22 protein-coding genes and 1 pseudogene are annotated in these 25,674 nt (G+C 64.3%); 16 read left to right on the top strand and 7 right to left on the bottom strand.

Annotated features, from left to right (window positions below; genetic code table 11):
• Positions 1 to 3 precede the first annotated feature (3 nt).
• Positions 4 to 1,473: an NAD-dependent succinate-semialdehyde dehydrogenase gene (locus HQ312_RS18840; protein ID WP_222640573.1), complete on the top strand. Its 1,470-nt coding sequence runs from the start codon at positions 4 to 6 to the stop codon at positions 1,471 to 1,473.
• 24 nt (positions 1,474 to 1,497) lie between these two features.
• Complete coding sequence (locus HQ312_RS18835; protein ID WP_222640571.1) at positions 1,498 to 4,530, top strand: NAD-glutamate dehydrogenase domain-containing protein; 3,033 nt, start codon at positions 1,498 to 1,500, stop codon at positions 4,528 to 4,530.
• Positions 4,531 to 4,935: 405 nt separating this feature from the next.
• Here the strand turns inward: HQ312_RS18835 and HQ312_RS18830 are convergent, their stop codons facing one another.
• From HQ312_RS18830 to HQ312_RS18815, 4 genes are all read right to left on the bottom strand, one after another.
• Entirely contained in the window at positions 4,936 to 6,144 is a 1,209-nt protein-coding gene (locus tag HQ312_RS18830; RefSeq protein ID WP_222640569.1) for a cytochrome P450, read from the bottom strand.
• Between the two features lie 26 nt (positions 6,145 to 6,170).
• On the bottom strand, positions 6,171 to 7,142 hold the full coding sequence (locus HQ312_RS18825) for a PDR/VanB family oxidoreductase (RefSeq protein WP_222640562.1): 972 nt from the start codon (positions 7,140 to 7,142) through the stop codon (positions 6,171 to 6,173).
• Between the two features lie 153 nt (positions 7,143 to 7,295).
• A complete protein-coding gene (locus HQ312_RS18820) occupies positions 7,296 to 8,021 on the bottom strand; it encodes an alpha/beta hydrolase (RefSeq protein ID WP_068148396.1) in 726 nt (241 codons plus the stop codon).
• Positions 8,022 to 8,097: 76 nt separating this feature from the next.
• Positions 8,098 to 9,474, bottom strand: a complete 1,377-nt coding sequence (locus tag HQ312_RS18815) for an MFS transporter (RefSeq protein ID WP_222640560.1) — start codon at positions 9,472 to 9,474, stop codon at positions 8,098 to 8,100.
• 246 nt (positions 9,475 to 9,720) lie between these two features.
• Between HQ312_RS18815 and HQ312_RS18810 the strand changes: the two genes are divergently transcribed.
• The 11 genes and pseudogenes from HQ312_RS18810 (at position 9,721) to HQ312_RS18765 (ending at position 19,104) form a co-directional block, all read left to right on the top strand.
• Positions 9,721 to 10,362 carry a 4-carboxy-4-hydroxy-2-oxoadipate aldolase/oxaloacetate decarboxylase gene (locus HQ312_RS18810; protein WP_222640558.1) on the top strand — a complete coding sequence of 214 codons (642 nt, stop codon included), beginning with the start codon at positions 9,721 to 9,723 and terminating at the stop codon, positions 10,360 to 10,362.
• 111 nt (positions 10,363 to 10,473) lie between these two features.
• Entirely contained in the window at positions 10,474 to 11,457 is a 984-nt protein-coding gene (locus HQ312_RS18805) for a hypothetical protein (protein ID WP_082895498.1), read from the top strand.
• The gene (locus HQ312_RS18800; protein ID WP_222640556.1) at positions 11,454 to 12,116 is read left to right on the top strand and encodes an RraA family protein; all 663 of its coding nucleotides are present in this window, start codon (positions 11,454 to 11,456) and stop codon (positions 12,114 to 12,116) included. The genes HQ312_RS18805 and HQ312_RS18800 overlap by 4 nt, the downstream gene beginning before the upstream one ends.
• Positions 12,113 to 12,775 (top strand): RraA family protein, encoded by a 663-nt coding sequence (locus tag HQ312_RS18795; RefSeq protein ID WP_068148314.1) that lies wholly within the window; start codon positions 12,113 to 12,115, stop codon positions 12,773 to 12,775. Before HQ312_RS18800 ends, HQ312_RS18795 begins: the two co-directional genes overlap by 4 nt.
• A gap of 5 nt (positions 12,776 to 12,780) precedes the next feature.
• A pseudogene (locus HQ312_RS22340) lies at positions 12,781 to 13,881 on the top strand (FAD-dependent oxidoreductase); the annotation flags it as partial.
• Between the two features lie 177 nt (positions 13,882 to 14,058).
• Positions 14,059 to 14,553: a hypothetical protein gene (locus HQ312_RS22335; RefSeq protein ID WP_371829118.1), complete on the top strand. Its 495-nt coding sequence runs from the start codon at positions 14,059 to 14,061 to the stop codon at positions 14,551 to 14,553.
• Positions 14,550 to 16,157 (top strand): fatty acyl-CoA synthetase, encoded by a 1,608-nt coding sequence (locus tag HQ312_RS18785; RefSeq protein ID WP_222640554.1) that lies wholly within the window; start codon positions 14,550 to 14,552, stop codon positions 16,155 to 16,157. Before HQ312_RS22335 ends, HQ312_RS18785 begins: the two co-directional genes overlap by 4 nt.
• A gap of 3 nt (positions 16,158 to 16,160) precedes the next feature.
• Positions 16,161 to 16,550, top strand: coding sequence for a RidA family protein (locus HQ312_RS18780; protein ID WP_222640553.1), 390 nt, complete (start codon positions 16,161 to 16,163; stop codon positions 16,548 to 16,550).
• Positions 16,551 to 16,597: 47 nt separating this feature from the next.
• Entirely contained in the window at positions 16,598 to 17,599 is a 1,002-nt protein-coding gene (locus HQ312_RS18775) for an amidohydrolase family protein (RefSeq protein ID WP_222640551.1), read from the top strand.
• A 99-nt stretch (positions 17,600 to 17,698) separates the two neighbouring features.
• Positions 17,699 to 18,376: a GntR family transcriptional regulator gene (locus HQ312_RS18770; RefSeq protein ID WP_072680964.1), complete on the top strand. Its 678-nt coding sequence runs from the start codon at positions 17,699 to 17,701 to the stop codon at positions 18,374 to 18,376.
• Positions 18,377 to 18,435: 59 nt separating this feature from the next.
• Positions 18,436 to 19,104: an NAD(P)/FAD-dependent oxidoreductase gene (locus HQ312_RS18765; protein ID WP_308123936.1), complete on the top strand. Its 669-nt coding sequence runs from the start codon at positions 18,436 to 18,438 to the stop codon at positions 19,102 to 19,104.
• Between the two features lie 25 nt (positions 19,105 to 19,129).
• On the opposite strand, the gene HQ312_RS18760 is transcribed toward HQ312_RS18765, so the two are convergent.
• Positions 19,130 to 20,140 (bottom strand): helix-turn-helix domain-containing protein, encoded by a 1,011-nt coding sequence (locus HQ312_RS18760; RefSeq protein ID WP_222640547.1) that lies wholly within the window; start codon positions 20,138 to 20,140, stop codon positions 19,130 to 19,132.
• Positions 20,141 to 20,320: 180 nt separating this feature from the next.
• Between HQ312_RS18760 and moaA the strand changes: the two genes are divergently transcribed.
• Positions 20,321 to 21,352: a GTP 3',8-cyclase MoaA gene (moaA, locus tag HQ312_RS18755; RefSeq protein ID WP_222640545.1), complete on the top strand. Its 1,032-nt coding sequence runs from the start codon at positions 20,321 to 20,323 to the stop codon at positions 21,350 to 21,352.
• A gap of 112 nt (positions 21,353 to 21,464) precedes the next feature.
• Here the strand turns inward: moaA and HQ312_RS18750 are convergent, their stop codons facing one another.
• Positions 21,465 to 22,067: a TetR family transcriptional regulator gene (locus HQ312_RS18750; protein WP_308123931.1), complete on the bottom strand. Its 603-nt coding sequence runs from the start codon at positions 22,065 to 22,067 to the stop codon at positions 21,465 to 21,467.
• Positions 22,068 to 22,229: 162 nt separating this feature from the next.
• On the opposite strand from HQ312_RS18750, the gene HQ312_RS18745 reads away from it, so the two are divergent.
• Both HQ312_RS18745 and HQ312_RS18740 read left to right on the top strand, forming a co-directional pair.
• Positions 22,230 to 23,036: an SDR family oxidoreductase gene (locus HQ312_RS18745; protein WP_222640543.1), complete on the top strand. Its 807-nt coding sequence runs from the start codon at positions 22,230 to 22,232 to the stop codon at positions 23,034 to 23,036.
• 26 nt (positions 23,037 to 23,062) lie between these two features.
• Positions 23,063 to 24,451, top strand: a complete 1,389-nt coding sequence (locus HQ312_RS18740) for an NAD(P)/FAD-dependent oxidoreductase (protein ID WP_261782476.1) — start codon at positions 23,063 to 23,065, stop codon at positions 24,449 to 24,451.
• A gap of 247 nt (positions 24,452 to 24,698) precedes the next feature.
• On the opposite strand, the gene HQ312_RS18735 is transcribed toward HQ312_RS18740, so the two are convergent.
• Complete coding sequence (locus tag HQ312_RS18735) at positions 24,699 to 25,640, bottom strand: dioxygenase (protein ID WP_222640536.1); 942 nt, start codon at positions 25,638 to 25,640, stop codon at positions 24,699 to 24,701.
• Positions 25,641 to 25,674: the final 34 nt, after the last annotated feature.

The raw sequence follows: 25,674 nt of genomic DNA, 5'->3' as shown, positions 1-25,674 counted from the left end.
ACCATGGTCACACTTTCCCCCGTCGCCGGCACAGATGTCCTCGACGGTGTACCCAGAGGCCTCTGGATCGGCGGCGAGTCGATCCCCGCTGACGGCAACGCCACCTTCGAGGTGCTCGACCCGGCCACCGAGCGGAGTGTGGCCTCGGTCGCGAACGCCTCCGCCGACGACGCTCGACGCGCGGTGGACGTCGCCGTGGCGGCAGCGGCCGACTGGGCAGCGACCTCGCCCCGTGAGCGCAGTGAGATCCTTCGCCGCGCTTTCGAGCTGCTCATCGCGCGCGGCGAGCAGGTCGCAGCGCTGATGACCCTCGAGCTCGGCAGGGCACTGCCCGACAGCATGGCCGAGGTGAAGTACGGGGCGGAATTCCTCCGGTGGTTCGCCGAGGAGGCCGTGCGCATCACCGGGCGATACGGGCTCGGTCCGGCAGGCACCGGACACATCGTGGTCGACCATGCTCCGGTCGGGCCGTGTCTGGCGATCACGCCATGGAACTTCCCGCTGGCTATGGGAACTCGCAAGATCGGTCCGGCCTTGGCAGCGGGCAACGTAATGGTGGTCAAGCCCGCACGTGAGACTCCTCTCACCATGTTGGCCCTGGCCGCCGTGTTCGCGGACGCAGGACTCCCAGCCGGTGTGCTCACCGTCCTGCCGACCACGGATGCGCGCGGCGTCGTCTCCGCCGTCCTCGACGACGACCGCATCCGCAAGGTCAGTTTCACCGGGTCCACTACCGTGGGCAAGGCGCTGATGGCTCAGGCAGCCGAACGCGTGCAGCGGTCGTCCATGGAGCTCGGTGGGAACGCCCCCTTCATCGTCTTCGACGACGCGGACGTCGACGCAGCGGCGGACGGCGCGTTCGCTGCGAAGATGCGTAACGGCGGCGAGGCCTGCACCGCGGCCAACAGGTTCCTCGTGCAGGCCGACGTGGTGGAAGAATTCACCGATAAGCTCACCGCGCGGATGTCCGCACTGAGTCTGGGCGCCGGGTACGAGGAGGGCGTCACGCTCGGGCCGCTGGTCAGTGCTGCGCAGCGAGACAGCGTCTCGGCGATGGTCGAGGCGGCGAAGGCGCAGGGCGCCCGTGTTCGACTGGGCGGCAGTGCACCTGACGGCCCGGGATTCTTCTACCCGGCAACCGTTCTCGACCAGGTCGATGCATATGCGCCGATCACCCGGGACGAGATATTCGGACCGGTGGCGGTGATCAGCAGTTTCGACACCGAGTCCGAGGCGATCGAGGCAGCGAACTCCACGGAGTACGGGCTCGCCGCGTACTTCTACAGCCGCGATGTGGAACGGTGTCGGCGCGTCTCCACCGCACTGGATTCCGGGATGGTCGGTGTCAACCGAGGAGTCATCTCAGACGTCGCTGCGCCGTTCGGTGGAGTCAAGCACTCCGGGATCGGACGAGAGGGCGGCACCGAAGGCATCGCCGAGTACCTCACCACCAAGTACATCGCCCACACCTGAGAATTGCTCTGACCGGAGACCATCGTGACCGTTCTGCACACCGATATCCGCCCCGCGGCGACGCCGACAGTCACCTTCACGCGTCGGAGCGCCACCACCACAGCAATAGTGACATGGCCACGTGACGACATGATTCTGGCCGAGGTCTGTGTGATGTTCGAACGACTCGGACTCAGGGTGACCCGGCATCGTTCGATCACAGTCCACGAGTCGACCACCGGGATCGGTGTCACGGACGAGTTCGAATTCGTCGATCACAACTATTCGGACACCACCCTGACTCTGATCGGCGAGGCGTTCGCTGCGGGCGTTGCCGGGTCGTGGAGCATCGACCAGTACGCGACGCTGGTGGCGAGCGTCCGGATCTCCTGGCGGCAGGCGACATTGCTCCGGGCGATGTGTCGCTATCTCCGACAGACCCCGGTGGGCCTGTCGGAGACCTATCTCGTCGACGCGCTCGCATCCGATCCCGGGTTCACTCGAGCCGTGCTGCACGCGTTCGAGAGTCGGTTCGATCCGGCTGCCAACCGCCGGGACGGTGCCCAGCAGCAACTCGACCACATCATCGAGGGAGCGCAGTCCTACGACCAGGATCGGATGCGTCGCGCGTTCTCGTGCTTCCTGGCCGCAGTTCAACGAACCAACTGGTTCCAGCACAGTGTCGACGGCTCGCCCAAGTCCTGGATCAGCTTCAAGATCGACTCGAGCCGGCTCCTGAGCCCGGGTGAGATCGTCCCGTTCCGTGAGATCTTCGTGTGCACGGCAGAAGTGGAAGGTATTCATGCGCGCAGCGGACCGGTCGCCCGCGGTGGCCTGAGGTGGTCGAACAGACCGGAGGACTTTCGCACCGAGGTGATCGGCCTGTTGAAGACGCAGGCCGTCAAGAACGCACCCATCGTGCCGATGGGAGCCAAGGGCGCCTTCGTGACCCAGCGCAGCACCACCGGCATCGACGGATACACCGTGTTCATCCGCGGACTTCTCGACGTCACCGACAACATCGTCGGCGGCGCGGTCGTTCACCCGCCGCACACGGTGTGTCTCGACGGTGACGATGCCTATCTCGTGGTCGCCGCCGACAAGGGCACCGCGTCGTTCTCCGACAGAGCGAATGCCGTCGCGGAAGAGTACGACTTCTGGCTCGGAGACGCGTTCGCCTCCGGAGGCTCGACCGGTTACGACCACAAGGTCATGGGGATCACCGCCCGGGGCGCATGGCTAGCGGTGCGACGCCACTTCGACGAAGCGGGACACGACATCAGCGTCCGACCGTTCACTGCTGTCGGCATCGGCGATATGTCCGGTGACGTCTTCGGCAACGGCATGCTGCTCGCCGACACCACACGGTTGGTGGCCGCCTTCGATCACCGCCACATCTTCCTCGACCCCGATCCGGACCCGGCGCGATCGCGGGCCGCGCGCAGTGCGCTCTTCGTCCGCTCCGAGTCGTCCTGGGCCGACTACGATGCCTCCGCACTCTCGCCCGGAGGCGGAGTGTGGCCGCGGGACGCCGTGTCCATCACACTGTCCCCGCAGGCGCGGCGGGCGCTGGACACACCCGAGATCACGGTGTCGCCGGACGAGCTCATCCGCACGATACTGCGGGCGTCGGTAGATCTGCTCTGGAACGGTGGCATCGGAACGTACGTGCGTGCAAGCACCGAAACCGATCTCGATGCGCGGGATCCCACCAACGATCGGGTCCGCATCACCGCACGCGACCTGCGCTGCGCGATAGTGGTCGAAGGTGGGAACCTCGGACTGACGCAGAACGCCCGGATCGAATTCGCGCTCCGCGGTGGCAGGATCAACGCGGACTTCATCGACAATGCGGCCGGCGTCGCCACATCGGACCGCGAAGTCAACATCAAGATCGCCCTCGACTCCGCAGTCCGAGCCGGGCGCCTGACCGTGCAAGCCCGAAACGACGTCCTTGCCGGCGTCACCGACGACGTGGCCACCGGTGTCCTGAATGACAGCGACGACCAGATGCAGGCCATCAGCATCGCTGCTGCCGCCCTCGAACACTTCGATCGGCAGTCCCGATTGATCGACGATCTGCGGTCTGCCGGTGGCATCGATCCTGCCCTGGAGGGACTTCCCACGGGCGCCGAACTCGCCGCGCGGCACGGTCGTGGTCTGACACGACCCGAAATCGCGACCCTGCTCGCTCAATCCAAGAACCTGGTAGCCCGCGAACTCCTCGAATCATCGGTTCCGGAGGACGCTTCCCAACTGGGGCGTCTGCACGACTACTTTCCAAGCTCAGTCAGACGCATCGCGCCCGCCGACATCACCGACCATCGTCTGCGTCGAGAAATCGTGGCGACGACACTCGCCGACGAACTCGTCAACAGGGTCGGACCCGGGACGATCTACTGGCTGCAGGAGCGGTTCGGGGTCACGACCCCCGATGTGGCCCGCGCCTACATCGCCGTCACCGAGATATTCTCGAGCCGCCTCCCTGCTGACCTGCCGAATTCGACGGCGTCGTGCAGAACGACAGAATTGCGCACGGACGGCATGCTGGCCGAACCAGCGATGGCATGGCTGCTCCGTCACCGTGGTGGTCCGATAGCCCCACACGCGGAAGTCGAGCGATACGCCCACGGTGTGGCGATTCTGGCCGCAGCAGGGGTTCTCGGCGAGATCGGCGTCTCCGTTGCGCTGGCGGTTATCGACGTGGCTCATGACGCCGGCCTGCCGGTTGTCGAGGTCGCCGCTGTTCACGGCGGAGTCGACGACATGCTCGGGCTGTGCGAACTCTCGGCGGCCCTCGAGGCCGACGTGGACGCGCCCCACGTCGAACTCCTCGCCCGCGCCGCACTATACGACGAGCTGCACGACCTCCGGGCGGCACTGGTGACCCGTATCGTGCTCGACTCTCACGCGGAGATGAATCAAAATACATTGTTGCACTGGGCAAAACGTGATCGCGACAAGGTGGAGCGAGCGATCAGGCTGCTGACGACAATCTCCGCGAACGGGGGCGTCGATCTACCGGGGGCCACGGCCATGCTCGGAGTGCTCCGTACTCTCGTCGTCTGCCTACACTGACTCGACGTCATGCCCGGCTCGGTCGACCGACCACCGTCGATCATGTCGCGTCCACTGTTTCCGCGGGGGCCAGGACGATGTCGAAGCGCACACGCGAGCAGGTGGTGTCCGCGAGGTCTCGCCGTCGGGAGTCGTTGTGCCGACGGGTTGTTCGACGAAGTCCTTGACCAGGGAGTCCTTCAGGCCGAAGACGGTGTCGTGGCCGAGAAGGTCGTCGCCGCGGCCGAAGATGTGCGTGTCCTGCGTTCGGGGCTCGGGAGATGACGAGCCAGAGGATGAGCGCCACCTCCGACAGGATCGTCGCCGCAAGAACGGCGCCATCCGCCCATGGTGTCGGCGAACGACCAGATGGTGCTGGTGGACAATGCGAATGCGCCGGTGGCGAAGGTGCCGATGAGCTGGTCCCTATCTCAGTGACACGCGCAGCGGCAGGGATTTCCAGGATCGCATCGTGTTGTTGAGATGTCGCTCGGTTTCGCCCGCAAGGCTGATCGTGGAGATCCTCGCGGCCAAGGCCGTCAGAAGGACTTCGGCTTCCAGTCGGGCGACATGTTGCCCGACGCATCGATGGATTCCCATCCCGAAACCGACATGTCCTGAAGGATCTCGGGTCAGATCGTAGCTGTCGGGCGAATCCCACCGACGGGGATCGTGGTTCGCTGCACCCAGAGACAGTAAGACTTTGGCTCCGTCCGGCACATCTGTGCCGTCGATCGACATGTCGCGCGTCGCCGTTCGATGGAAGGTTTGAACAGGAGAATCCCATCTGATTGCTTCATCGAACGCCGTGCGTGCTCGAGTGGGGTCGTCGCGCAGACGCATCCATTGCTCAGGATGTGATGCAAGGGCGTACAGAACTGCCGCCAGACCACTCGCCGTGGTGTCGAACCCAGCTGACAGCAGGGACCGTACAAGGATCGGCGCCTGCTGTTCGGTGATGTCCCCGCGGTCGGCAGCGGACCACACCTGCGCGCCGAAACCGTTGTCTGTGAGGTTCTCGCGTCGGCAGTGAGCCATCGTCCACTCCACGGACCCAGCCTCGTGGACCTTCTGTGCACTGGCTTTCATCAGCGCGCTGTCGAGAGGTCCAACGGAGTTGAACACGAAGTCGCCCAGCGGCAGGAGATGTTCACGACCTGTATCTGGTATGCCGATCTCGTCGGCAAAAATTTTCAGTGGCAGCGCGTTCGAAAGAGCATCGATTCCGTCGAATTCCGTGGAGTCCGAGAGTAGTTCGTCCACCAAGCTCTCGGCGGCGATCGACCAGCTTGCTCGAAGTTGCTGGACGGCTGGTGCTCCGAGAATCTTCGACAGCACCAGGCGAGGCGCATCGTGGCGAGGCGGGTCTGCCTCGAGAAGGGGGCTCGGCGGTCGGATGGGCTTCTCGAAACGGAAGTTCGCAATGCCGACGCCGGCTGACGATTGGTACGACTGCCAGTCCGTGAGTGCTGCACTCACGTGGTCGAATCGACCCATTGCATAGACACCGTAGCGCTCGAGATAGACGACCGGGCCGGTCTCTCGCAGATGGCGATGGAATGTGGACGGATCGGCCAGGATCTCGAGGTCGTACGGGTCTGCGTCGCTCACCGGCGCTCGGGAGGATGTAGACATACGGTCACGCCCTTTCTGCTGTTGTCTCAGAGGTCCAGCACGAGCTTGTCGGAACAGGAGCTGGAGACGCACACGAACATCGAAGTCTGCGAACGGTGTTCGTCGTCATCGAGAATCGAGTCTCGGTGGTCGGGACGTCCCGCGAGGACAGTCACCTGGCACGTTCCACAGGTTCCTTCGCGACACGAGGAGAGAACGTTCACCCCGCACGCGCGGACGGCGTCGAGGATGCTGCTACCGGGCCGGACCGTCACGGTTCGGCCTGAACGGGCGAGTTCGACGTCGAAGGGCGCATTGCGGACCGGGGCGCTGCGTTCTCTCGGGACGAAGCGCTCGGTGCGGAGCGTACCGAGCGGCCTGCCGGTGCAGAGTGCTTCCACCGCATCGAGGAGTCGGCCCGGCCCACATGCGTACAACTTCGTGTCGACACCGGCTCTCTCCGATATCCACTCGGCCAGAGGGAGCAGGCCACCGCGATCCTCCGGGACGATCGTGACATCGCCACCCATATGAGAGATGTCGTCCAGGTACGCCATCGCTCGGCGAGTGCGCCCACCGTAGAGCAGTCGCCACTCCGCGCCGAGTACCTGCGCTTGCCGGATCATCGGCAGAAGTGGCGTGATGCCGATGCCTCCGGCGATGAACGCATATTTCTGTGAGGGCACCATCGGAAAGTTGTTCCGCGGTCCTCCGATGCCGATATGGTCTCCCACTTTCACGTGGTCGTGGATCAGAGCGGATCCGCCGCGTCCCTCGCTCTCTCGCAGAACTGCCACGCGATAGCTGTAAGGGTCCCACCGATCTCCGCACAACGAATACTGACGGGTCATTCCGTTCGGCAATATCAGGTCGATATGCGAGCCAGGCGTCCAGTCCGGCAGTCGTTGTCCGGAAGCGTGGCGGAGCGTCAGGGCGACGACATTCCGTGCGACCGTCGTTTTTTCGCTCACGACATAGGGCGACTGCGCGGTCACGTTGCTCTGGAGTTTCAGGTCCATGTCGGATTCCCCTGGTGTTCGAAGACATGTGGAGCGATCAAGTCGAAAGACCTGGATCGTGCGATGAGAGATTCGGCAACAGGCGTCGCCTTTCGTGTGACGTCCGGCCGGCAGCGACGCCGTGCTGCCCGTTTCGGTGGACCGGCACTGCCGTCAGGGCGCGAGGACAGACTGTGTCAGGAATACAGCGATGTCCTGTCGGATCTGTGCGGCCACCGCAGCGGGGCGCGAGAGGAACGGATTGTGTCCGGCGTCGAATCTGGTCGTCTTGGTGGTGTGCTCACTCATCGACTGTTGAATCGAGGGGGGCAGCGCACGGTCCTGTTCGCAGAGAATGTAACTCGTGGGGACTGACTTCCAGATGGCATCCCGTAGGGGGTGTGCGGCCGAATCGAGACTCTGGTGGGTCAGTCGCCCACTGTGTTCTGCAGCCCGCTCCGGGGGGAGGTCGTGGTAGAAGACCTCCTCCGGGTGGAGTGCATCCATGTACCCCTCGCTGGGGTGGACATCCCACCAATCCGGCAGCCCGTGCTCCCCGGCGAGGTCTGCCACGGACTGGCCTACGTCCAGCACCCATGCAGCGATGTAGACCACCCCGATGACGTTGTCCAAGCCGCACAACGCCTGGGTTGTCGGAAGTCCTCCGTACGAGTGGGCGACCACGACCACCGGTTCGGTGATCGATCGGACCATCGAGCGAATGGCGTCGACGTCGTCTTCGAACGACCCGAGTTTCGCAGGGTCGTGTCCGGAGGAGGGGAGTTCGACAGCGTCGACAGTGTGGTCGGTCATCTCGGCTCGGAGGTCGTCCCACACCCACGCGCCGTGCCACGCGCCGTGAACGAGAACTACGGTCGGATTCTTCTGATCGTGCGTCATGACAGTCCGTTTCCTAGGGGCGAGGGGATGGTTGCGGTGCAAGGCTTGCGACATCACGTCGCGACAGCTGCGATGGTCAACCGCGTGAGTGATCGACGGCCGTCGCGACTGTTCTGTTCGATGTCGCGGCCGGGCGCGGCGCCCGGACAGCGTCGAGGTCACGGCCGGAGCGCTCGGGCAACGACAGGGCGGCCCATGCACTCGCTACCGAGATCACCACCAGGAACAACGCTATCGGCCAGGTGTTCGTGCCGCCGCCCGCGGCTGCGAGCAGCGTTGTGGCGATGAGGGGGGAGAATCCGGAACCGATGGTCTGCGCGAGTTGGTAACTGGTGGATACTGCGGTGTACCGAACCTCGGTCGGGAACAATTCGGTGAGCATCACCGGTGCGACCCCGTTCACCGACGTCATCACGAATCCGAGATAGAGCGACACGGTGATGACCATCGTCGCGGTGCTACCCGTGTTGACGAGGTGGAAGATGGGAAAGGCCAGGACTGCGGTTGCAGTGATCCCGGCGATGATGACCGGGCGACGTCCTATCCTGTCGGAGAGCGCGGCATAGACCGGCGTCATGACGATGCTCGACAGGGTGCCCAGGAGTACTGCGGTCAGAGCAGCGGAGCGTGAGTGCCCGATCGTCGGCGTGTACGAGAGAAAGAAGATCGCGAAAACGCCCATCCCGCAATAGGGTCCGATCTGAAACAGGATGGACTTCAGCAGCGTGGCCGGCTCGGAACGGGTCAAGGCCAGAATCGGGGTTCCCTGTGCGGGAGCCTTCGTGGCCGAGCGGTTGTCCTCGAAGACCGGGCTCTCGGAGATGCGAGCCCTGAAGTACATGCCCAGAGCGAGCAGGCCGAAGCTGCACAAGAAGGGTACCCGCCAGCCCCAGCTGAGCATCTGATCCTCGGGCAGCGAGGCAACCCACAGCATGGCTCCGGTGGCGAGGACCGATCCGGTAGGGGCTCCCATTGCGGCAGAACTGCTTGCAAGGCCTCGCTTTTCAGTACTCGCATGCTCGGACACCATCAAGACCGCGCCGCCGTACTCGCCGCCGACCGCGAAGCCCTGCACCAGGCGCAACATGACGAGCAGCAGCGGTGCCGCCGCGCCTATGCGGTCGTAGGTCGGTAGCAGGCCGATCGCACCGCTGGTGATTCCCATCGTGACCATGGTCACCACCATCACATTCTTTCGGCCGAAGCGGTCTCCGAAGTGCCCGAAGACAATGGCGCCGACGAACCGGGCCGCGTAGCCGGCGGCCAATGTCGCCAGAGCGACGAGAGTGCCGACGACCGGGCTCAGGTTTGAGAAGAAGACTCGATTGAACACGAGGGCAGCGGCGGTGCCGTAGAGGAGAAAGTCGTAGTACTCGATCGTCGTCCCGAGGTAGCTGGACAGTGCGACGCGGCGGACGTACGAGGGTGATCGATCTGGTCCGAGGGTGCTCACGGGCAGTCCTTCCGAGGATCTGTGTCGGCGTTTGCAGCCGCTACTCGATGCGTGATGTGACTCACACTGTTGGGCTGCGAGCAACGTACATCACATGCAAGATTGAATGCAATAGCGCGTAGGTGTGCACTCGTCAGCCGGATAGTCGCAGCTCACGGCTATTGCATTCAATATTGAATGCAGCGTATGGTCCACATCACACGGTCGATCGTCGGTGATCGGCGCCCATGAAAGTGAGACACATCGATGGTTGCGACAGCTGCCGAACGCGCACCCGCCACGGGCGCGACCCCGACCGAACGCTTCTCCGCTGCCACGGCGCACGAGGCGGCCGGCCGGATCGGCGCGCTTCCGGCCCGGATTCGGCCCGCCTATGACGGTGCGGAGATTTACGGTCCCGCCTACCCGGTGTTGTGTCCGGTGGGGGACAACCTGTGGCTGCACCGCGCTGTCGCCGAAGCGTCCCCGGGAGACGTGCTGGTGGTTCAGACGACCGCCGGCGCGGAGTACGGCTACTGGGGTGAGATCCTCAGCGAAGCCGCGCGCGCCCGCGGCTTGGGCGGACTGGTTCTCGATGGAGGTGTCCGAGACGTGGGCGCTCTCGCGCACGTCGGCTTTCCCGTCTTCTCCTCGTCGATCTGCATCAATGGCACCATCAAGGATCCTGATGCACCGGGCAGGCTGGGTGGCCCGATTCGACTGGGCGCCCACCGAATTGCGCGCGGCGACGTCATCGTCGGTGATGTCGACGGTGTCGTGGTCATCCCCCGAGATCGGTGGCCCGAGGTGCAGAAAGCCTCGCGGGAGCGTGAGGAGAAGGAGGCCGCGATCATCGCCCAGATTCGATCCGGCGCCTCCACCCTCGACCTGTACTCCTTGCCCCGCTGACATCTCCTCCCCGCCGGTGGTCGGGTGCTCCGACGCCGTGTCTCACTCACGAAAGAGGTTTTCCATGTTCATGTTTCACGCTACAACAGTCAGGAACGAGGTCGATGCACGATGAGTCGAATCGTGGCCGTCGTCGGCACTTCTCACAGCCCGATGCTCGGCATGGAGCCAGAGCGCATGTGGAATCTGCGTGCCGAGAACGACGCGGCAGGCGAGTACGACCTGTACGACCGACGGGGAGCTGTTCGCACCTTCGAGGAACTCGTCACCGCGGCTGACGGCCGATACGACGACGAACTGTCCCTCGAGACCTGGAACGCGAAGTACGACGCAGCATCGGCCTGTGTGGACCGCCTTCGCAAGGACCTGATCGCGCTCGAGCCCGACCTGCTCATCGTCATCGGCGATGATCAGGAGGAACTGTTCACGGCCCGCAACCAGCCTGCGATCGCGGTGTATCACGGCGAGAAGATCGAGACGCACAAGCCGATCGAGATGGGAAACCCTCTGCTGAGCCAGGTGCAGCGCAACCTCGGCATGGACGGCGAGATCTACCCCGCGCATCCGACGGCCGCGCTCCACATCATCGAGGAGTTGATCTCCCGCGATTTCGACATTGCGTCGAGCTCGGAAACCGAGACCGAAGGTGGCTTCGGCCACGCCTTCGCGTGGGTGGTGGGCAAGATGCTGAAGAACGTCACCATTCCGATGGTGCCGGTACTGATCAACACATACTTCCCGCCCAATCAGCCGACCCCCGGCCGGTGCTACGACCTCGGCCGTGCTCTGGCCGGTGCGGTCGACTCTCTGCCCGGTGACCTTCGAGTCGCCGTCGTCGCCTCGGGCGGGTTGAGCCACTTCGTGGTCGACGACGAGCTCGACCGTCGCATCCTCGACGCCATGATCGACCACGACGAAGCTACTCTGCGCGCTCTGCCTGTCGAGCAGCTGAACTCCGGTACGTCCGAGGTTCGCAACTGGATCGCCGCTGCCGGCGCAGCACAAGATCTCGACCACCGCTGGAGCGAATACATCCCCGCCTGGCGTAGTCCCGCCGGCACCGGTATCGGTCTCGCGTTCGGGCTCTGGACATGAGCGAGTGCGGACGGCTTGCCGCGCTCGACACCTGTGCGGTCTCGGACGCGCTCGACGCGCTTCGACTACCGGGTGCGGCACTGGGTCTGCATGCGGTGTCCGGTGAGCGTCGGATCTCGGGACGCGCCGTGACTGTCGATCTCGTCGAAGCAGAGGGTGCCGGCGCCGCGCCGAGGCATCTGTGCACCGCCGCAGTCGATGCCTCCGGACCGGACACGATCATCGTGGTCGCGCATCACGGACGCTCACACGTCGCGGGTTGGGGCGGCGTGCTGTCCGCCGGAGCCGTCGCTCGCGGTAGCGAAGGCGTGATCGTCGACGGTGCGGTACGGGACCTCGATGAGGCCCGCCAGTTCGGACTGACCGTGTACGCGGCGACGTCGGTACCCGTCACCGCACGCACACGCATCGTCGAACGAGCGTGGGATGTGCCGGTCGAGATCGCCGGCGTCCGAGTCGAACCGGGCGACTACGTACTTGCCGACGGCAGCGGAGTGGTCTTCGTTCCGCGCGATCGTATCGACGAGGTACTCGCCATTGCCGAGAGGATCGCCGCCAAGGAGGCCCTCATGCTCACCCGTGTCCGAGAGGGCGAATCGATGGCGACTGTCATGAGCGCCGACTACGAAACCATGCTCGATCGAGAGGCAAGCCGATGACCGACCATGCGCAGATCACCGAAGACCTGTCCTCGCTCGACACGAGTCACCTCAGCGACGCACTGGACAAACTCGGCCTCGCCGGACAGTGCGCGGGGCTGCTCCCCCTCGATCGCACGGTTCGTCTCGTCGGTCGGGCCTTCACCGTTCGCTATGTCCCGGTGGGGGACGACGGCGGAACAGTCGGTGACTACATCGACGACCTCGACCCCGGCACCGTTGTCGTCCTGGACAACGCGGGGCGCCTCGACACGACAGTGTGGGGGGATCTCCTCACCGCGACCGCATCTCATCGCGGTGTGTCCGGGACCGTCATCGACGGAGTGTGCCGTGACTCCGATTGCGCAGTGGAGCTGAACTACCCGGTGTTCAGCCGTTCGCGGTGGATGCGAACCGGCAAGGACCGCGTACGGGTGGACGGCTACAACGTGCCGGTGTCCGTCGGCGGCGTACGGGTCGAACAAGGGGACTGGCTCGTCGGCGACGCCGACGGGGTCGTCTCCATCCCGCTCGGCCGGGTCGGCGAGGTCATCGACCTCGCGTCCGGAATTCGCGACACCGAAGACGTCATTCGACGCGCCGTCCGATCAGGACAGTCGCTGACCGACGCGCGCCGCGCGCACGGTTACCACACTCTGCAGACCCGACGGAAAGGCTGACCGGCATGGCTCTCGCCGACATCGCCGATGTCGTGATCGTGGGCGGTGGCCCTGCGGGGTTGACGGCCGCGATCCAACTCGCGCAACTGGGAATCGACGTCACCGTCTACGAGCGACGTGCCACCACGTCGCACCTCCCGCGAGCACACCTGCTCAACCAGCGCACGATGGAGATTTTCGACGCGATGGGGGTCGCGGACGACGTGTACGCCCTGTCACCGCCCGAGGACCGATGGCACCGTGTCGGCTGGTACACCTCGCTCGCCGGCGACCGACCGGGACAAGGCAGGGAAATCGGCCACATCGACGCCTGGGGAGGGGGCGCGGACCGCGAGCGGTATGCAGCAGCCAGCCCCAATCGATACGCCAACGTTCCGCAGATGCGCCTCGACCCGCTGCTCCGGACACACGCAGACCTGCACTGCGCGGGCAAGATCCACTACGGACACGAGGTGCGTGACCTCCGGCAATGCGATGGCCATGTCGAGCTCGACATAGTCGAGATGGCCTCGGGTTCCACGCACACGGTGCGAGCTCGTTACGTCATCGCCGCCGACGGTGGGCGAGTGTGCTCGACACTGCTCGGCGTGTCGATGGAAGGGCCGACACAGCTTCTGGACATGGTCAGCATGCACGTCACCGCAGACCTGTCCTCCTGGGCCGTCGACGACCAGGTACTGCTCTACTACTTCGTCGATCCCAGTGGTTCGGGTTCCTTTCGAGGAAGCATCTGCGCCATGGGGCCCGACACGTGGGGGACAGAATCTCGCGAATGGGCATTCCACCAGGCGTTCTCCTGGGGAGACCCCGCAGCCAAGGACACCGACACCCTCGTCGCTCGTGTCCGGGACATGCTGGGTATCCCGGATCTGCGCTTCGATGTCCACGCGATCAGCCATTGGGAGTTCGAAGGAGTGACTGCCGCGCAGTACCGTGTCGGCGACGTGTTCCTGGTGGGCAACGCGGCTCACCGCCATCCGCCGACCGGTGGGCTCGGACTCAATACCGCGGTGCAAGACGTCGACAATCTTGTCTGGAAGTTGTACCAGGTACTGCGCGGGCACGCCGGCGACGAACTGTTGGACACCTACGACGTAGAGCGCCGCCCGGTCGGCCTGTTCAACGTCCGTCATTCGCTGGAGAACGTCGGCGGTCATCGACGCGTCGCAGCAGCCCTGGGATTGAGTGCGGGCATCTCGACCGACGAGGGCTGGGCGGCCATCGACGCGTGGCTCGCACCGGGTGCCGACGGGGAGCGGCGCCGCGCCGATGTCGCCGATGCGGTGGCCTCCAACGCAGACGATTACGGCCAGCTCAATGTCGAACTGGGCTTTCACTATTCGGAGGGCGCTGTCGTCCCCGACGGCAGCGCCCCACCGGTCCCGAGCAACCCGTTACGGGACTACATTCCGACCAGCCGGCCAGGCCACCATCTGCCGCACGCACGGATCGACCAGAGCGCGTCGGCCGGATCGACCCTCGATCTGATAGATCGCCGGCTGTTCACCCTGCTCGTCGATCCTCGGACCGCACAGATCTGGACCGATGCCGTGGCCGCACGACACTTGCCCGTCGAGGTCGTCGCCATCGGCGGAGACGGCTCGGACGAGCGGCCGGGAAGTTGGACACGACTACGCGAAGTGGATTCCGGCGGTGCAATTCTCGTTCGTCCCGACCGCCATGTTGCATGGCGGGCGATGACATTGCCGTCCGAACCGGGATCCGACCTCGCTGCTGCGCTGCACACACTCACACGCACGGAAGGAGCGCTGGCATGAACGACTCGGTCCCTGTCATCGATGACGTGATCTCCGCCCGTCGACATTCGGTGGCAGACGTCCTGCACCGCACCGCGAGGCGAGTCCCGACCAAGACGGCACTCGTCGGCGGCGATCGCGTCATCGACTACCGCGAACTCGACACCTCGGTCGATGTCGTCGCCGGGGCACTCCATGCCCGTGGTGTCCGCCGCGGCGATCGAGTTGCGATTCTCTCGCGCAACAATTGGCAGTTCGTCGTGCTCACCTACGCCACAGCGCGGCTGGGTGTCATCCTCGTCCCGATCAATTTCATGCTCACCGCAGACGAGATCGCGTTCATCCTCGGCAACAGCGAGATCGCAGTCATGGTCACCGAACCGGCGTTCGTACCGGCTGCCGAGCGAGCACTCGCCGTCTACGATCGGCCTCTGGCGGCGAGGGCAGTCATCGGAGCCACCGACGACCACACCGGCTGGGAGCCATTCGAGTCCTGGCTCAGGGTAGGCGACGCCGCTCCCGATGTGGTTGTCGGAGATGATGATCCGGTACGGATCATGTACACATCGGGTACCGAGTCGCGTCCCAAGGGCGCACTGCTGTCCAACCGTGCGCTGATAGCGCAATACACCAGCTGCATCATCGACGGCGGAATGGCGAGCGAAGACGTCGATCTGCACACCCTACCGCTGTATCACTGCGCACAGCTCGATTGCTTCCTCGGCCCCGACATCTACCTCGGAGCCACCAGCATCATCCTTCCCGCGCCCGACCCCGACAAGATCCTGGCGGCGATCGAGACCCATGCCGTCACCAAGTTCTTCGCACCACCGACGGTGTGGATCTCGCTGCTGCGATCTCCGAACTTCGATCGAACGGACCTGTCGTCTCTTCGCAAGGGGTACTACGGCGCATCCGCGATGCCCGCCGAAGTGCTGCGCGAGATTCTCGAGCGCTTACCGGACGTGCGGCTGTGGAACTTCTACGGACAGACCGAATTGGCCCCGGTCGCCACGATCCTCGGTCCCGATGAACAGGTGAGTCATCCGGGTTCCGCCGGCCGCCCGGTGCTCAACGTCGAGACCGTCGTCGTGGACGAGAACAACACCGTTCTTCCGGTCGGAGAGATCGGGGAGGTCGCTCACCGCAGTCCACAAGCCACCCTCGGTTACTGGCGTGATCCGGTACGTACCTCGGAAGCGTTCCGCGGCGGCTGGTTTCACTCGGGTGATCTGGGCTGCTTCGACACCGACGGCAGGCTGACCATCGTCGACCGCAAGAAGGACATGATCAAGTCCGGCGGGGAGAACGTCGCCAGTCGCGAGGTCGAGGAAGAGATCTACCGTCATCCGGATGTCGCCGAGGTCGCCGTCTTCGCGATTCCCCATCCGAAATGGGTGGAGGCCGTCTGCGCGGTTGTCGTGGGCAAACCGGGAACCGACCTCGACGAGGTGGCAGTGCGGTCACACTGCTCGAATCGATTGGCGGGATACAAGATCCCCAAACACGTCGTGATCGTCGACACCTTGCCGAAGAACCCGAGCGGAAAAATTCTCAAGCGAGACCTACGCACCGCCTTCGCCGACCTCGCAACTACAGCCGACCTCGCAACCACGGAGAGATGACCGATGACACGTCGATCGATCGAGATCCCGGGCCTCCACCACGGCAGAGCCCCCATCCCGCAGGCCTCGCTGGTGGGTCCGTTACTGACCTCGAGCGGAATCAACGGACTCGACCCCGACAGCGGCGCCGTACCCGAGACCGTGGACGCGCAGGTAGCGCTGATCTTCTCCAATGTCAGCCGCATCCTCGACAAGGCGGGCGGCACCACGGACGACATCGCCAAACTGACGTTCTTCGTGCGAGACCGGGCGGCACGGGCGGTCATCGATCCGCACTGGGTGGCGATGTTCCCCGACGAGGTCAGCCGCCCGGCACGGCACACCCTCGAGTACCCGCTTGCCGACCCGCTGCTCATCCAGTGCGAACTCATCGCGTACGTCGGCGACGCCTGACACCCCGCGTGACCCACACGATCGAACTACCCCCAGACACGAGGAACATGATGATCATCGACTCACACGCCCACATCGTGGCACCCGACGGCTTGTACGCCTTTCGCGCGAACCTGATGGCCGACGGTGGGTATCACATCGGGCAACCCAAGATCAGTGACGACTCGCTGGCCGCGTGTGCGCACAGCAACGTCGAGACCATGGACGCCGTCGGCACCGATGTGCAACTGCTGTCCCCGCGCCCGTATCACCAGGGACATTCGATGAAGCCCGCACGGCTGGTGGACGCGTGGATCCGCGCGAACAACGACGTCATAGCGCGCACCGTCGAGATGCACCCGACACGGTTCGCCGGTGTGGCCGGTCTGCCCATCACACCCGACGAGCCGGTCGAACGTGCGTTCCCGGAGCTGCGCCGTACCGTCGAGGAGCTCGGATTCGTCGGTGTGACCGTGAATCCGGATCCCCACGAAGGCACCGGCACAGCGCCGGCCCTCGGAGACCCCTACTGGTATCCGCTGTTCGAGCAACTCGTCGAACTGAAGGTTCCGATGCAGGTGCACTCGGCCGGGTGTTACAACGGCCGTGAGACCTACAGCGAACACTTCATCACCGAGGAATCGATCGCGATTCTGTCGATGATCCGGGGAAAGGTGTTCGAACGCTTTCCGACGTTGAACGTGATGATCTCGCACGGCGGTGGCTCCGTGCCGTATCAGCTCGGTCGATGGCAGGCCGAACATCTTCATCCCGGACTCGGCGGCGACCCGCATGCGCCGCGCTTCGAAGACCACCTGAAGCATTTCCATTTCGACACCGTTCTGCACTACTCACCCGCGCTCGAACTGCTGCTCAAGACTGTCGGGTCGGACCGAGTGCTCTTCGGAACGGAACGTCCCGGTAGCGGCTCGACCGAGAATCCTGAAACGGGGCGCCCATTCGACGATTTGAAGCCGGTCATCGAGGGCTTCGACTTTCTCGACGAGACCGACCGCAGAAAAGTATTCGAAGAGAACGCGCGACGCGTTTTCCCGCGGCTGAAGGTCTGAACTGCGCGGAGTGGACCTCCTGTCGGACGAGGGGCGTGATCTGCGATTAGGCTGCAGGTCACGCCCGTCCTGTAGGGACGGGTTCGGATCGTGGAACGGATGACCTCGGGCGAGGAGGATGGGATGGCGTTGCGGACACGGCTGGGTACCGCCGGAATCATCGCCCAACTACGCAAGCTGATCCTCCTCGGAGAGCTCGTCCCTGGTGAGGCACTGCGCCAGGAAGAGCTGTCACAACGACTCGGCGTCAGCCGCGTCCCCATCCGCGAGGCATTTCTCGTCCTGGCCAACCAGGGTCTGCTGGTGCACCGCCCGAACCAAGGCTTCGTCGTGGCGAAGCGAACAGCGTTCGAGCTCAATCAGTTGCACACGTTGCACACTCTCCTCGAAACCGAACTCAACTCGAGCATTCACTGGCCGGACGCATCCGCACTCGAGCACCTGCGCAGCCTCAACGCCGAGATGGAAGCGAAGGCCGACGACGGCGATGTCATCGGGTTCATCGACCTCAATCACGAATTTCATCGGTCAGTGTGGAGTTTGTCGCCCCACAACCTGGTGATCACCGAGGTCGAACGCATCTGGACTCTGTCGGATGCATATTTCGTCAGCAACTACGGATCCTCGGAGCGACGGCGGCACGCTGTCGAACAGCATGCGCAGATCATCGACGCCCTCGCCGCCAAGGACATGTCGATGTTCCAGAAAGTGTCGGCCGAGCACCGTGACGACACGCGCGGGGGAGCAAACGACGCCCTGACGCGCGCCCACACCTGACTGATCCGGCGGAGCCCTGACATGCTGCTCAGGAAGCAGGCCTTCGTTAGTCCGGGTGAATCCAGCTGATCGGGTCGTCGAAGCCTTGGAAGCGAGAGGTCTTCGGTTCAATCCTGACAGGAAGCTCTACGTCCGCGCATGTCCGGCACGGTCCCGGGGCGCCCGGATCAGAGGTACCGCGTCTCGACGACCTGGCCGGGCACGACGTGCTCGTCGTCGGCGGCGGTGACTCTGCGGTGGACTGGGCGCTCAGCTTGGAACCCGTCGCGGCGTCGGTATCACTCGTCCATCGGCGCAGTGGTTTTCGAGCGCATGAGCACAGTCTGAAACTGCTGCAAGACTCGACAGCGTCGGTTCTGACGCCGTACGAAGTGCAGGCGATGTCGGGTGACGACACCGTCGAGTCGGTAACGGTAGTACGAGCCGATACGGGTGACCATCGCGAACTGCCTGCCACCAGTGTCGTTGCGGCGCTCGGATTCAAGGCCGCTCTGGGACCGATTGTCACCTGGGGGTTGGACAAGCACGGGCGCGACCTCGCAATCGACCGGTTGATGTGCACCAATCGATGCCGCGTGTTCGCTGCCGGCGACGTCGCCGGGCACGACAACAAGGTCAAGCTCATCTCGGTCGGCTTCGCCGAGGCAGCGGTTGCGGTCAATCATATTGCTGCACTGGTCCATACGGGCGAACAGGTGATGCCAGGCCACTCCAGCGATCAGATCTGATCTGCGGTCACTTCCGGATCCGCGGTTATTCCGGGTCGTGGAGGCGTCTCGGTCGGGTGACGGCGTGTACGTCGCCCGACCGTTCGGCGGCCGCGGTTCGATACTGCCGCGGACTGACGCCGTACTCGTCTTTGAACGCTCTGCTGAACGCCGCCAGGTCCGTGAACCCCCAGTGGGACGCGATCTGGCCGAGCGATCGATCGACGGCGACGCACGCGACGATCTCCCGTCGAGCCTTCTCGAGCCGTCGCGAACGGATGAAGCGAGAGACCGTCGTGCTGCTCTCGGCGAACAAACGGTGCAGTTGCCGTGTCGAGATGAGCATTGCTTTCGCGACAACGGTCGGGGACAGATCGGGGTCGGCCAGCTGGTCGTCGATGAACCTCTCGACGTCACGCATCAGGGCGCGGCCACCGACCGTGGGTGCGGATCCCAACGCGGTGCGGGCTATCGCGCTGACCAGATCGCCGATCTCGTCGGCCACTGCATGTGCACCGGGGCCCGTCGCGGTCCGCGAGGACGCGAGGTCGTGGAGGAAGCGGCCCAGCACACCGCTCATCCCGCTACGACCGTCGAACCGCACGGCTGTGAGTCCGGACGTTTCGTCCTCGGTCAACGAGATCAGTGCGCGGGGCCAGGTGAAGACCTCGAGCGACCATTGATCGTCATGTGGGTCACCGTCGACGATCCAGTCGAAGGGTCGTGACGTGTCGTAGAGGACGAAGTCGCCTCTACTGAGCTCACATTCGCGATCGTCCTGACGAACGACGGCGCTTCCCCGTCGGATCATCCCGATCTGCAGGAAGTCCTGGTGGTCGGAGGCGATCAACCGGGACTTGCGTTCGATGCGCTGACTGGTCGACATCACATTCGATACCTGCAGGTGCGCGATCGATTGCGAACGGACAGATCCCGTGAAGCGACCGTCCCCGACGTCGGCCACGTCGAGCGCGACGAAGTGCGCTCGCAGCATGTCGGCCCAATCGACCGTGCTCGTCGTACGAGCCGGTAACGCGAACCCGGATCTGTTCAGCATGAGGTCCCTTCTTCCTACTGAACGAATTAATCCCCGTTTGTTGCGCGGGTGTTGAGAACCCGTGACAGGGCCGAGAACATCTCCGAACTGGCCGTTTGCAGCGTCCGGGCCGTTTCCGACGACCAACAATTCGTCGCTGGCGGCCAACCATGAAGGCGGCACACGAGGCACCGTGGGGCCATGACGAACGACTACGGCTCGGGCCTGCTCGACGCGCGGGGGCGGCCGTTGCGTGATCTTCGGATCTCGCTCACCGACCGATGCAACTTCCGGTGCGTCTACTGCATGCCGAGAGAGACGTTCGGACCGGACCACGCATTCCTTACCAGCGATCGATTGCTGAGTTTCGACGAGATCGAGCGGATCACCCGTGCATCGATGCGCCTCGGTGTGCGCAAGGTGCGGTTGACAGGAGGCGAACCACTTCTGCGCGACGACATCGAGACTCTGATCGCGTCGCTGAAGAAACTCGATGGGCTCGAGGTCGCCATGACGACGAACGGGGCACTTCTCGGCGACCGCGCTGTCGCACTGGCCCGCGCCGGTTTGGACCGAGTCACGGTGAGCCTCGATTCCACCGATCCGGAGACGTTTCGACGCATGAGCGATACCCGAGTGCCGGTGGCGAGGGTTCTGGGCAGTATCGACGCGGCCGCGGCCGCCGGCCTGGGCCCGGTGAAGGTCAATGTCGTCGTGCGCCGCGGTGTGAACGAGAACTCGGTACTCGACCTGGCGCGCACGTTCCGCCGGTCACCGGTGACGGTCCGGTTCATCGAGTACATGGACGTCGGGTCCACCAACCGCTGGCAGCACGACCAGGTCATCGGTGCCGCCGAGATCGCATCGACCATCGGCGCGGAGTTCCCACTCGAACCCGTACCGCCGCGCTACGCCGGTGAGGTCGCCCGCCGATACCGGTACCTCGACGGGGGCGGTGAGTTCGGCATCATCGCCTCGGTGACCCGTCCGTTCTGCGGCGACTGCACCCGCGCTCGCCTGTCCGCCGACGGCCAGGTCTACACCTGCCTGTTCGCGGGCTCCGGCACAGACCTGCGAGCGTTGATTCGATCGGGCGCCGACGACGACGCGATCGAGAACACTCTGCGACGCCTGTGGTCGGCGCGATCGGACCGCTACTCCGAACTGCGGTCGCATTCCGCCGACGAGTCACCGATCGGTCCGCGGGTCGAGATGTCTTACATCGGTGGATGAATGAAGTCCGTCGCCGAGCACCGTCGGCGCATTCGTGAATCCACCTGATCGGATGCGCCGTCGTTGTCACGACCATCGCCACCATGCACCACCCGTCGAGAACGGCCGCCCGTCACGACATCGGTTCAGCGAGAGCGACCAGAGCGTCCGCCAGTACATGCAGGGACGCCCTCGAGGCATCTGAATCGCGGTCGGCGAGCCACGCCAGGGCGGTTCCGTCGACCGCAGTCGCCACCAGCCGAGCCAGAGCGTGAAGGTCGACTGTCCATCGAACGTCCGCATGTTCGGCAACCGAGGCCAGCAGCGATGCCGCCCGCTGAGTGTAGAGGCTGTATTGCCAGCGACCGAGAGATCCGGGATCGTCCGGCGCTCTCATGTCCAGCAGCGTCAGCTCGTACACCACCATCTGTCGGGGGGCGTCGACCACGATCGACTCGTGGATGAGATCCATCGCCGCCACGAGCGTGTCACGCAGGTCTTTTCCGTCCAGTGCACGTCGATCGAGGTCGGCGGTGATCGTACCGACTGAAATTTCTGTGATCCGTTGCAGTAGCTCCGCTTTGGATCGAAATGCGTAATGGAATGCACTTTGCGGCATCGCGGCTTCCGCGCATATCGATCGTGTGGTGGCTGCAGCGACTCCGTCTCTGGCCATCACGGTCAGAGCCGCCTCCACCAGCAGCGCGCGGCGGTCCTCGGCCGTCAGTCGAGCCACGTAGCCCCCTTCCTCGCAGATGCGATCAGCCTACGACTCTTCGGTCACGCGACTCTGTCGACGTCTGACACCGCACTTCCGCACTGGCGCCCATCAGGATTACTCCGCTAGTGTGTCAACTGACTGGGTCGCGTGACCAACAACATTTTCGGAGAGGACAACATGAGGAAGTACGCTCTCGTCACCGGTGCGGCTGGGGGCATCGGCCAGGTGGTGGCACGCCGTCTGGCCGACCGCGACTACACGGTTCTTGCTGCCGAGCGTGACGATGACCTGGCCGCTCGCGCTGCGCACGCCATCACAGGGGCCGTTCCGATCACGTGCGATCTCGACGATGCAGACGCCGTCCGATCTCTGTGTGAACGGGTCTCGGCAGAGTGGACAAGCAACCTCGAGATCGCCTTTCTCAATGCGGGAACAGTCGTTCCGGGCGACGTGGTGGACTCCGATCCTGCCGACATCGACAGCCAGCTGCGCATCATGCTGTCCTCGACTGTTCACCTGGCGCAGGCTGCGGCGCAGGTCATGTCTCGACAAGGCCACGGTCACATAGTCGCAACAGTGTCCCAAGGGGCAGTGTTGTCGCTACCCGGATCGGCTGCGTATTCGGCCGCCAAAGCAGGACTACGAGCATTCCTCGCGGCTCTGCACCTGGAACTTCGGGGGTCCGGGGTGACAGTCGGGGGTGTCTACCCGAGTGCGGTCGACACGGCCATGCTCCGCCACGAGGCGAATCACAACGGCAGCCTGCTGAACTTCGTGGGCACAGTCTCCACGGTCGAGGACGTCGCCGACGGCGTCGACAAGGCGATTCGTACCGGTGGACTCGAGGTATTTCTCCCGCGCTCCGACGCACTCAGCGTCAAGTTGTTACAGCTGTTCCCTCGCCTCGTACCCCTTCTGCTTCCACTGGCCGAGCGCATCGGTGAACGCGGGCGCCTACGGTACCTGGCCACCACGTCATCGTGATCAGCTTTCTCCCTGAAGGAAACAGCATGCACAGCAACACGACACAATCGGAAACGATCGATCGAAGCTCGGCCGTCGCTATCATCGGAGCCGGCCCTGCTGGGCTCAGTGCTGCACGACTTCTGCGCCAACACGGCGTCGAATACGATCATTTCGAACGGCACACCAACGTGGGCGGAATCTGGGACATCGACAACCCCGGAACCCCGATGTACGAGTCGGCGCACTTCATCTCCTCGCGAGACGTGTCCGGATTCTTCGATTTCCCCATGCCCGACCACTTCGGTGATTACCCTTCGCGTGTTCAAATCTTCGACTACACACAGAATTTCGCACGCACTTTCGGGCTCGACGAGATCATCGAGTTCGGGACCCCGATCACTGACGTGCGAGCAGACGGCGACACCTGGATCGTCACTCCCGCTGGGCAGACCCCCCGCCGGTATCGGGGAGTGCTGTGTGCGTCGGGTACCAATTGGTACCCCCGCGTACCTCGTCATCGCGGCAACTTCACCGGCGAAATCCGGCATGCCGTCACCCACCGCAGCGGACGCGACTTCGCCGGCAAGCGGGTTCTTGTCGTGGGCCTCGGGAATTCGGGGGCGGATATCGCGTGCGACGCTGCTCAGTTCGCAGACAGCGCCTATATCAGCGTTCGCCGTGGATACCACATCATACCGAAGCACATTTTCGGGAGACCGGCCGATTCTTTCGACGAGGGCGTCACGATACCAGGGTGGCTCGAACGCCCAGTCTTGTCAGCACTCCTTCGTCTGTTGGTGGGTGACGTCACTCGCTGGGGACTGCCGAAACCGGACCACAAGTTGTTTCAGACGCACCCACTGCTCAACAGTCAACTGCTGCACCATCTTCAGCATGCAGACATCGCGGTGAAGGACGATATCGAACGATTCGATGGAAATCATGTCGTGTTCACCGATGGATCGCGACTCGAGATCGACCTGGTGCTCTACGCAACCGGTTACGAAATGCAGATCCCGTATCTCGACAAGAGCACTTTCGAATGGGACGGCGACCGCCCAGCACAATATTTGACCGCATTCAATCGGCACCACCATAACCTGTTCACGATCGGCTTCGTCGAAACCAACTCGAGTGCATACACACTGTTCGACAACATTTCGAATGTGGTCGCCCAGTACTTGAGGGATCAAGTGACCCGACCGACGTCGGCCGCCAAGTTCGACGAGCTGATAGCGAACGACCGCCCGAACCTCGCCGGCAGCCTCCACCTCGTCGACTCACCGCGTCACGCCGGCTACGTCGACGCGAAAGCGTTCAAGAAGCATCTCGCGCGAGTTCGGCAGCTGATGAACTGGAGTGACCTGGAGCCGGGTCCAGCGAAGTCGATGCTCGAGGCTGTCAACGTGACAGCGCGTCGGAACCGGCCGTGACGAGCTGGTGCGCTGCACCGTCGTGTCCGTCGACCGCGTGTTCTGCGACCGGGGGGAATGGGACCCGGGTCGGCGGTGGACACGGTGACGACGACCGGGCGAGCCGAGGCGGCGTACGTCCTCGTCGACCCACTTCCCTGGACCGGCGTTGCCGACCGTCCGGAGTGATGCGACGTTTCCTCGCGTCCCTCCCATGAGTTCGCCGGTCCGCGCGCACAGAAACCGGAGGCGACCGACGACAGGAAGGTCAGGTCGGCGCCGCGTCGACGCCCGTGGGCGCGAGGACGATGTCGAAGCGCACCCGCGACCAGGTGGTCTCCGCGAGGTCTCTGCCGTCGGGAGTCATTGTGCCGCATGGTTGTTCGACGAAGTCCTTGACCAGAGAGTCCTTGACGCCGAACACGGTGTCGTGGCGGAGAAGGTCGTCGCCGCGGACGAAGATGTGGGTGACCAGCGTCCGGAGCTCGGGAGCGCTCACCATGAAGTGCAGGTGTGAGGCGCGCATCGGGGAGCGGCCGGTCGCGGCGAGCATGCGTCCCACCGGTCCGTCGTGCGGAATGGGATAGGGGGTGGGAGTCAACGCCCAGAATCGGTAGGCGCCGTCGGAGTCGGTGAACAAGTGGGCGCGTGCGGAAACGCGGTCGTCGTCGTACTGGACGTCGTAGAAGCCGTCCTCGTCTGCTTCCCACACTTCGATGCGTGCGTTCGGTACGGGATGCCCGTCGGTGTCGCGGACGGTGCCTTCGACCCAGCACGGCTGTCCGGCGGCCCCGCCGGAGAGGTCGCCGCCGTTGTCGATGCGCGGCGCGTCCTCGACGAAGAACGGCCCGAATACTGTTGCCTCGGTGGCGTCGCCGTGGGCGACGTTGTCGACGTTGATGGTCTGCATCGAGGCCCCGAGTACGTCGGAGAGCAGGATGAATTCCTGGCGGCGGTCGTCGGTGATGTGGCCGACCTCGGTGAGGAACTCGATGGCGGTGTTCCATTCGTCCTCGGTCAGGCGTACGTCGCGGACGAAGGCGTGCAGGTGTGTCACCAGTGACTGCATCACCGTTCTCAGGCGCGGGTCGGCGCAGCCGTCGAACGAGCGCAGCACGGTGGCCGTCAGCGTCTCCTCCACCGCTGCTTGCTCGGGCGTGACGGCGGAACGTGACCGCGGCGTGGTCGTGGGGTCGATGTGTCCGGCCATGGCTGCTCTCTCTGATCCTTTCACGGTGGCGTCA

This window comes from Rhodococcus sp. BP-316 (assembly GCF_019836105.1).
Lineage (GTDB): Bacteria > Actinomycetota > Actinomycetes > Mycobacteriales > Mycobacteriaceae > Rhodococcoides.
Note: the sequence above shows the minus strand (reverse complement) of the source record. Positions and strands in the feature narration are given on the sequence as shown.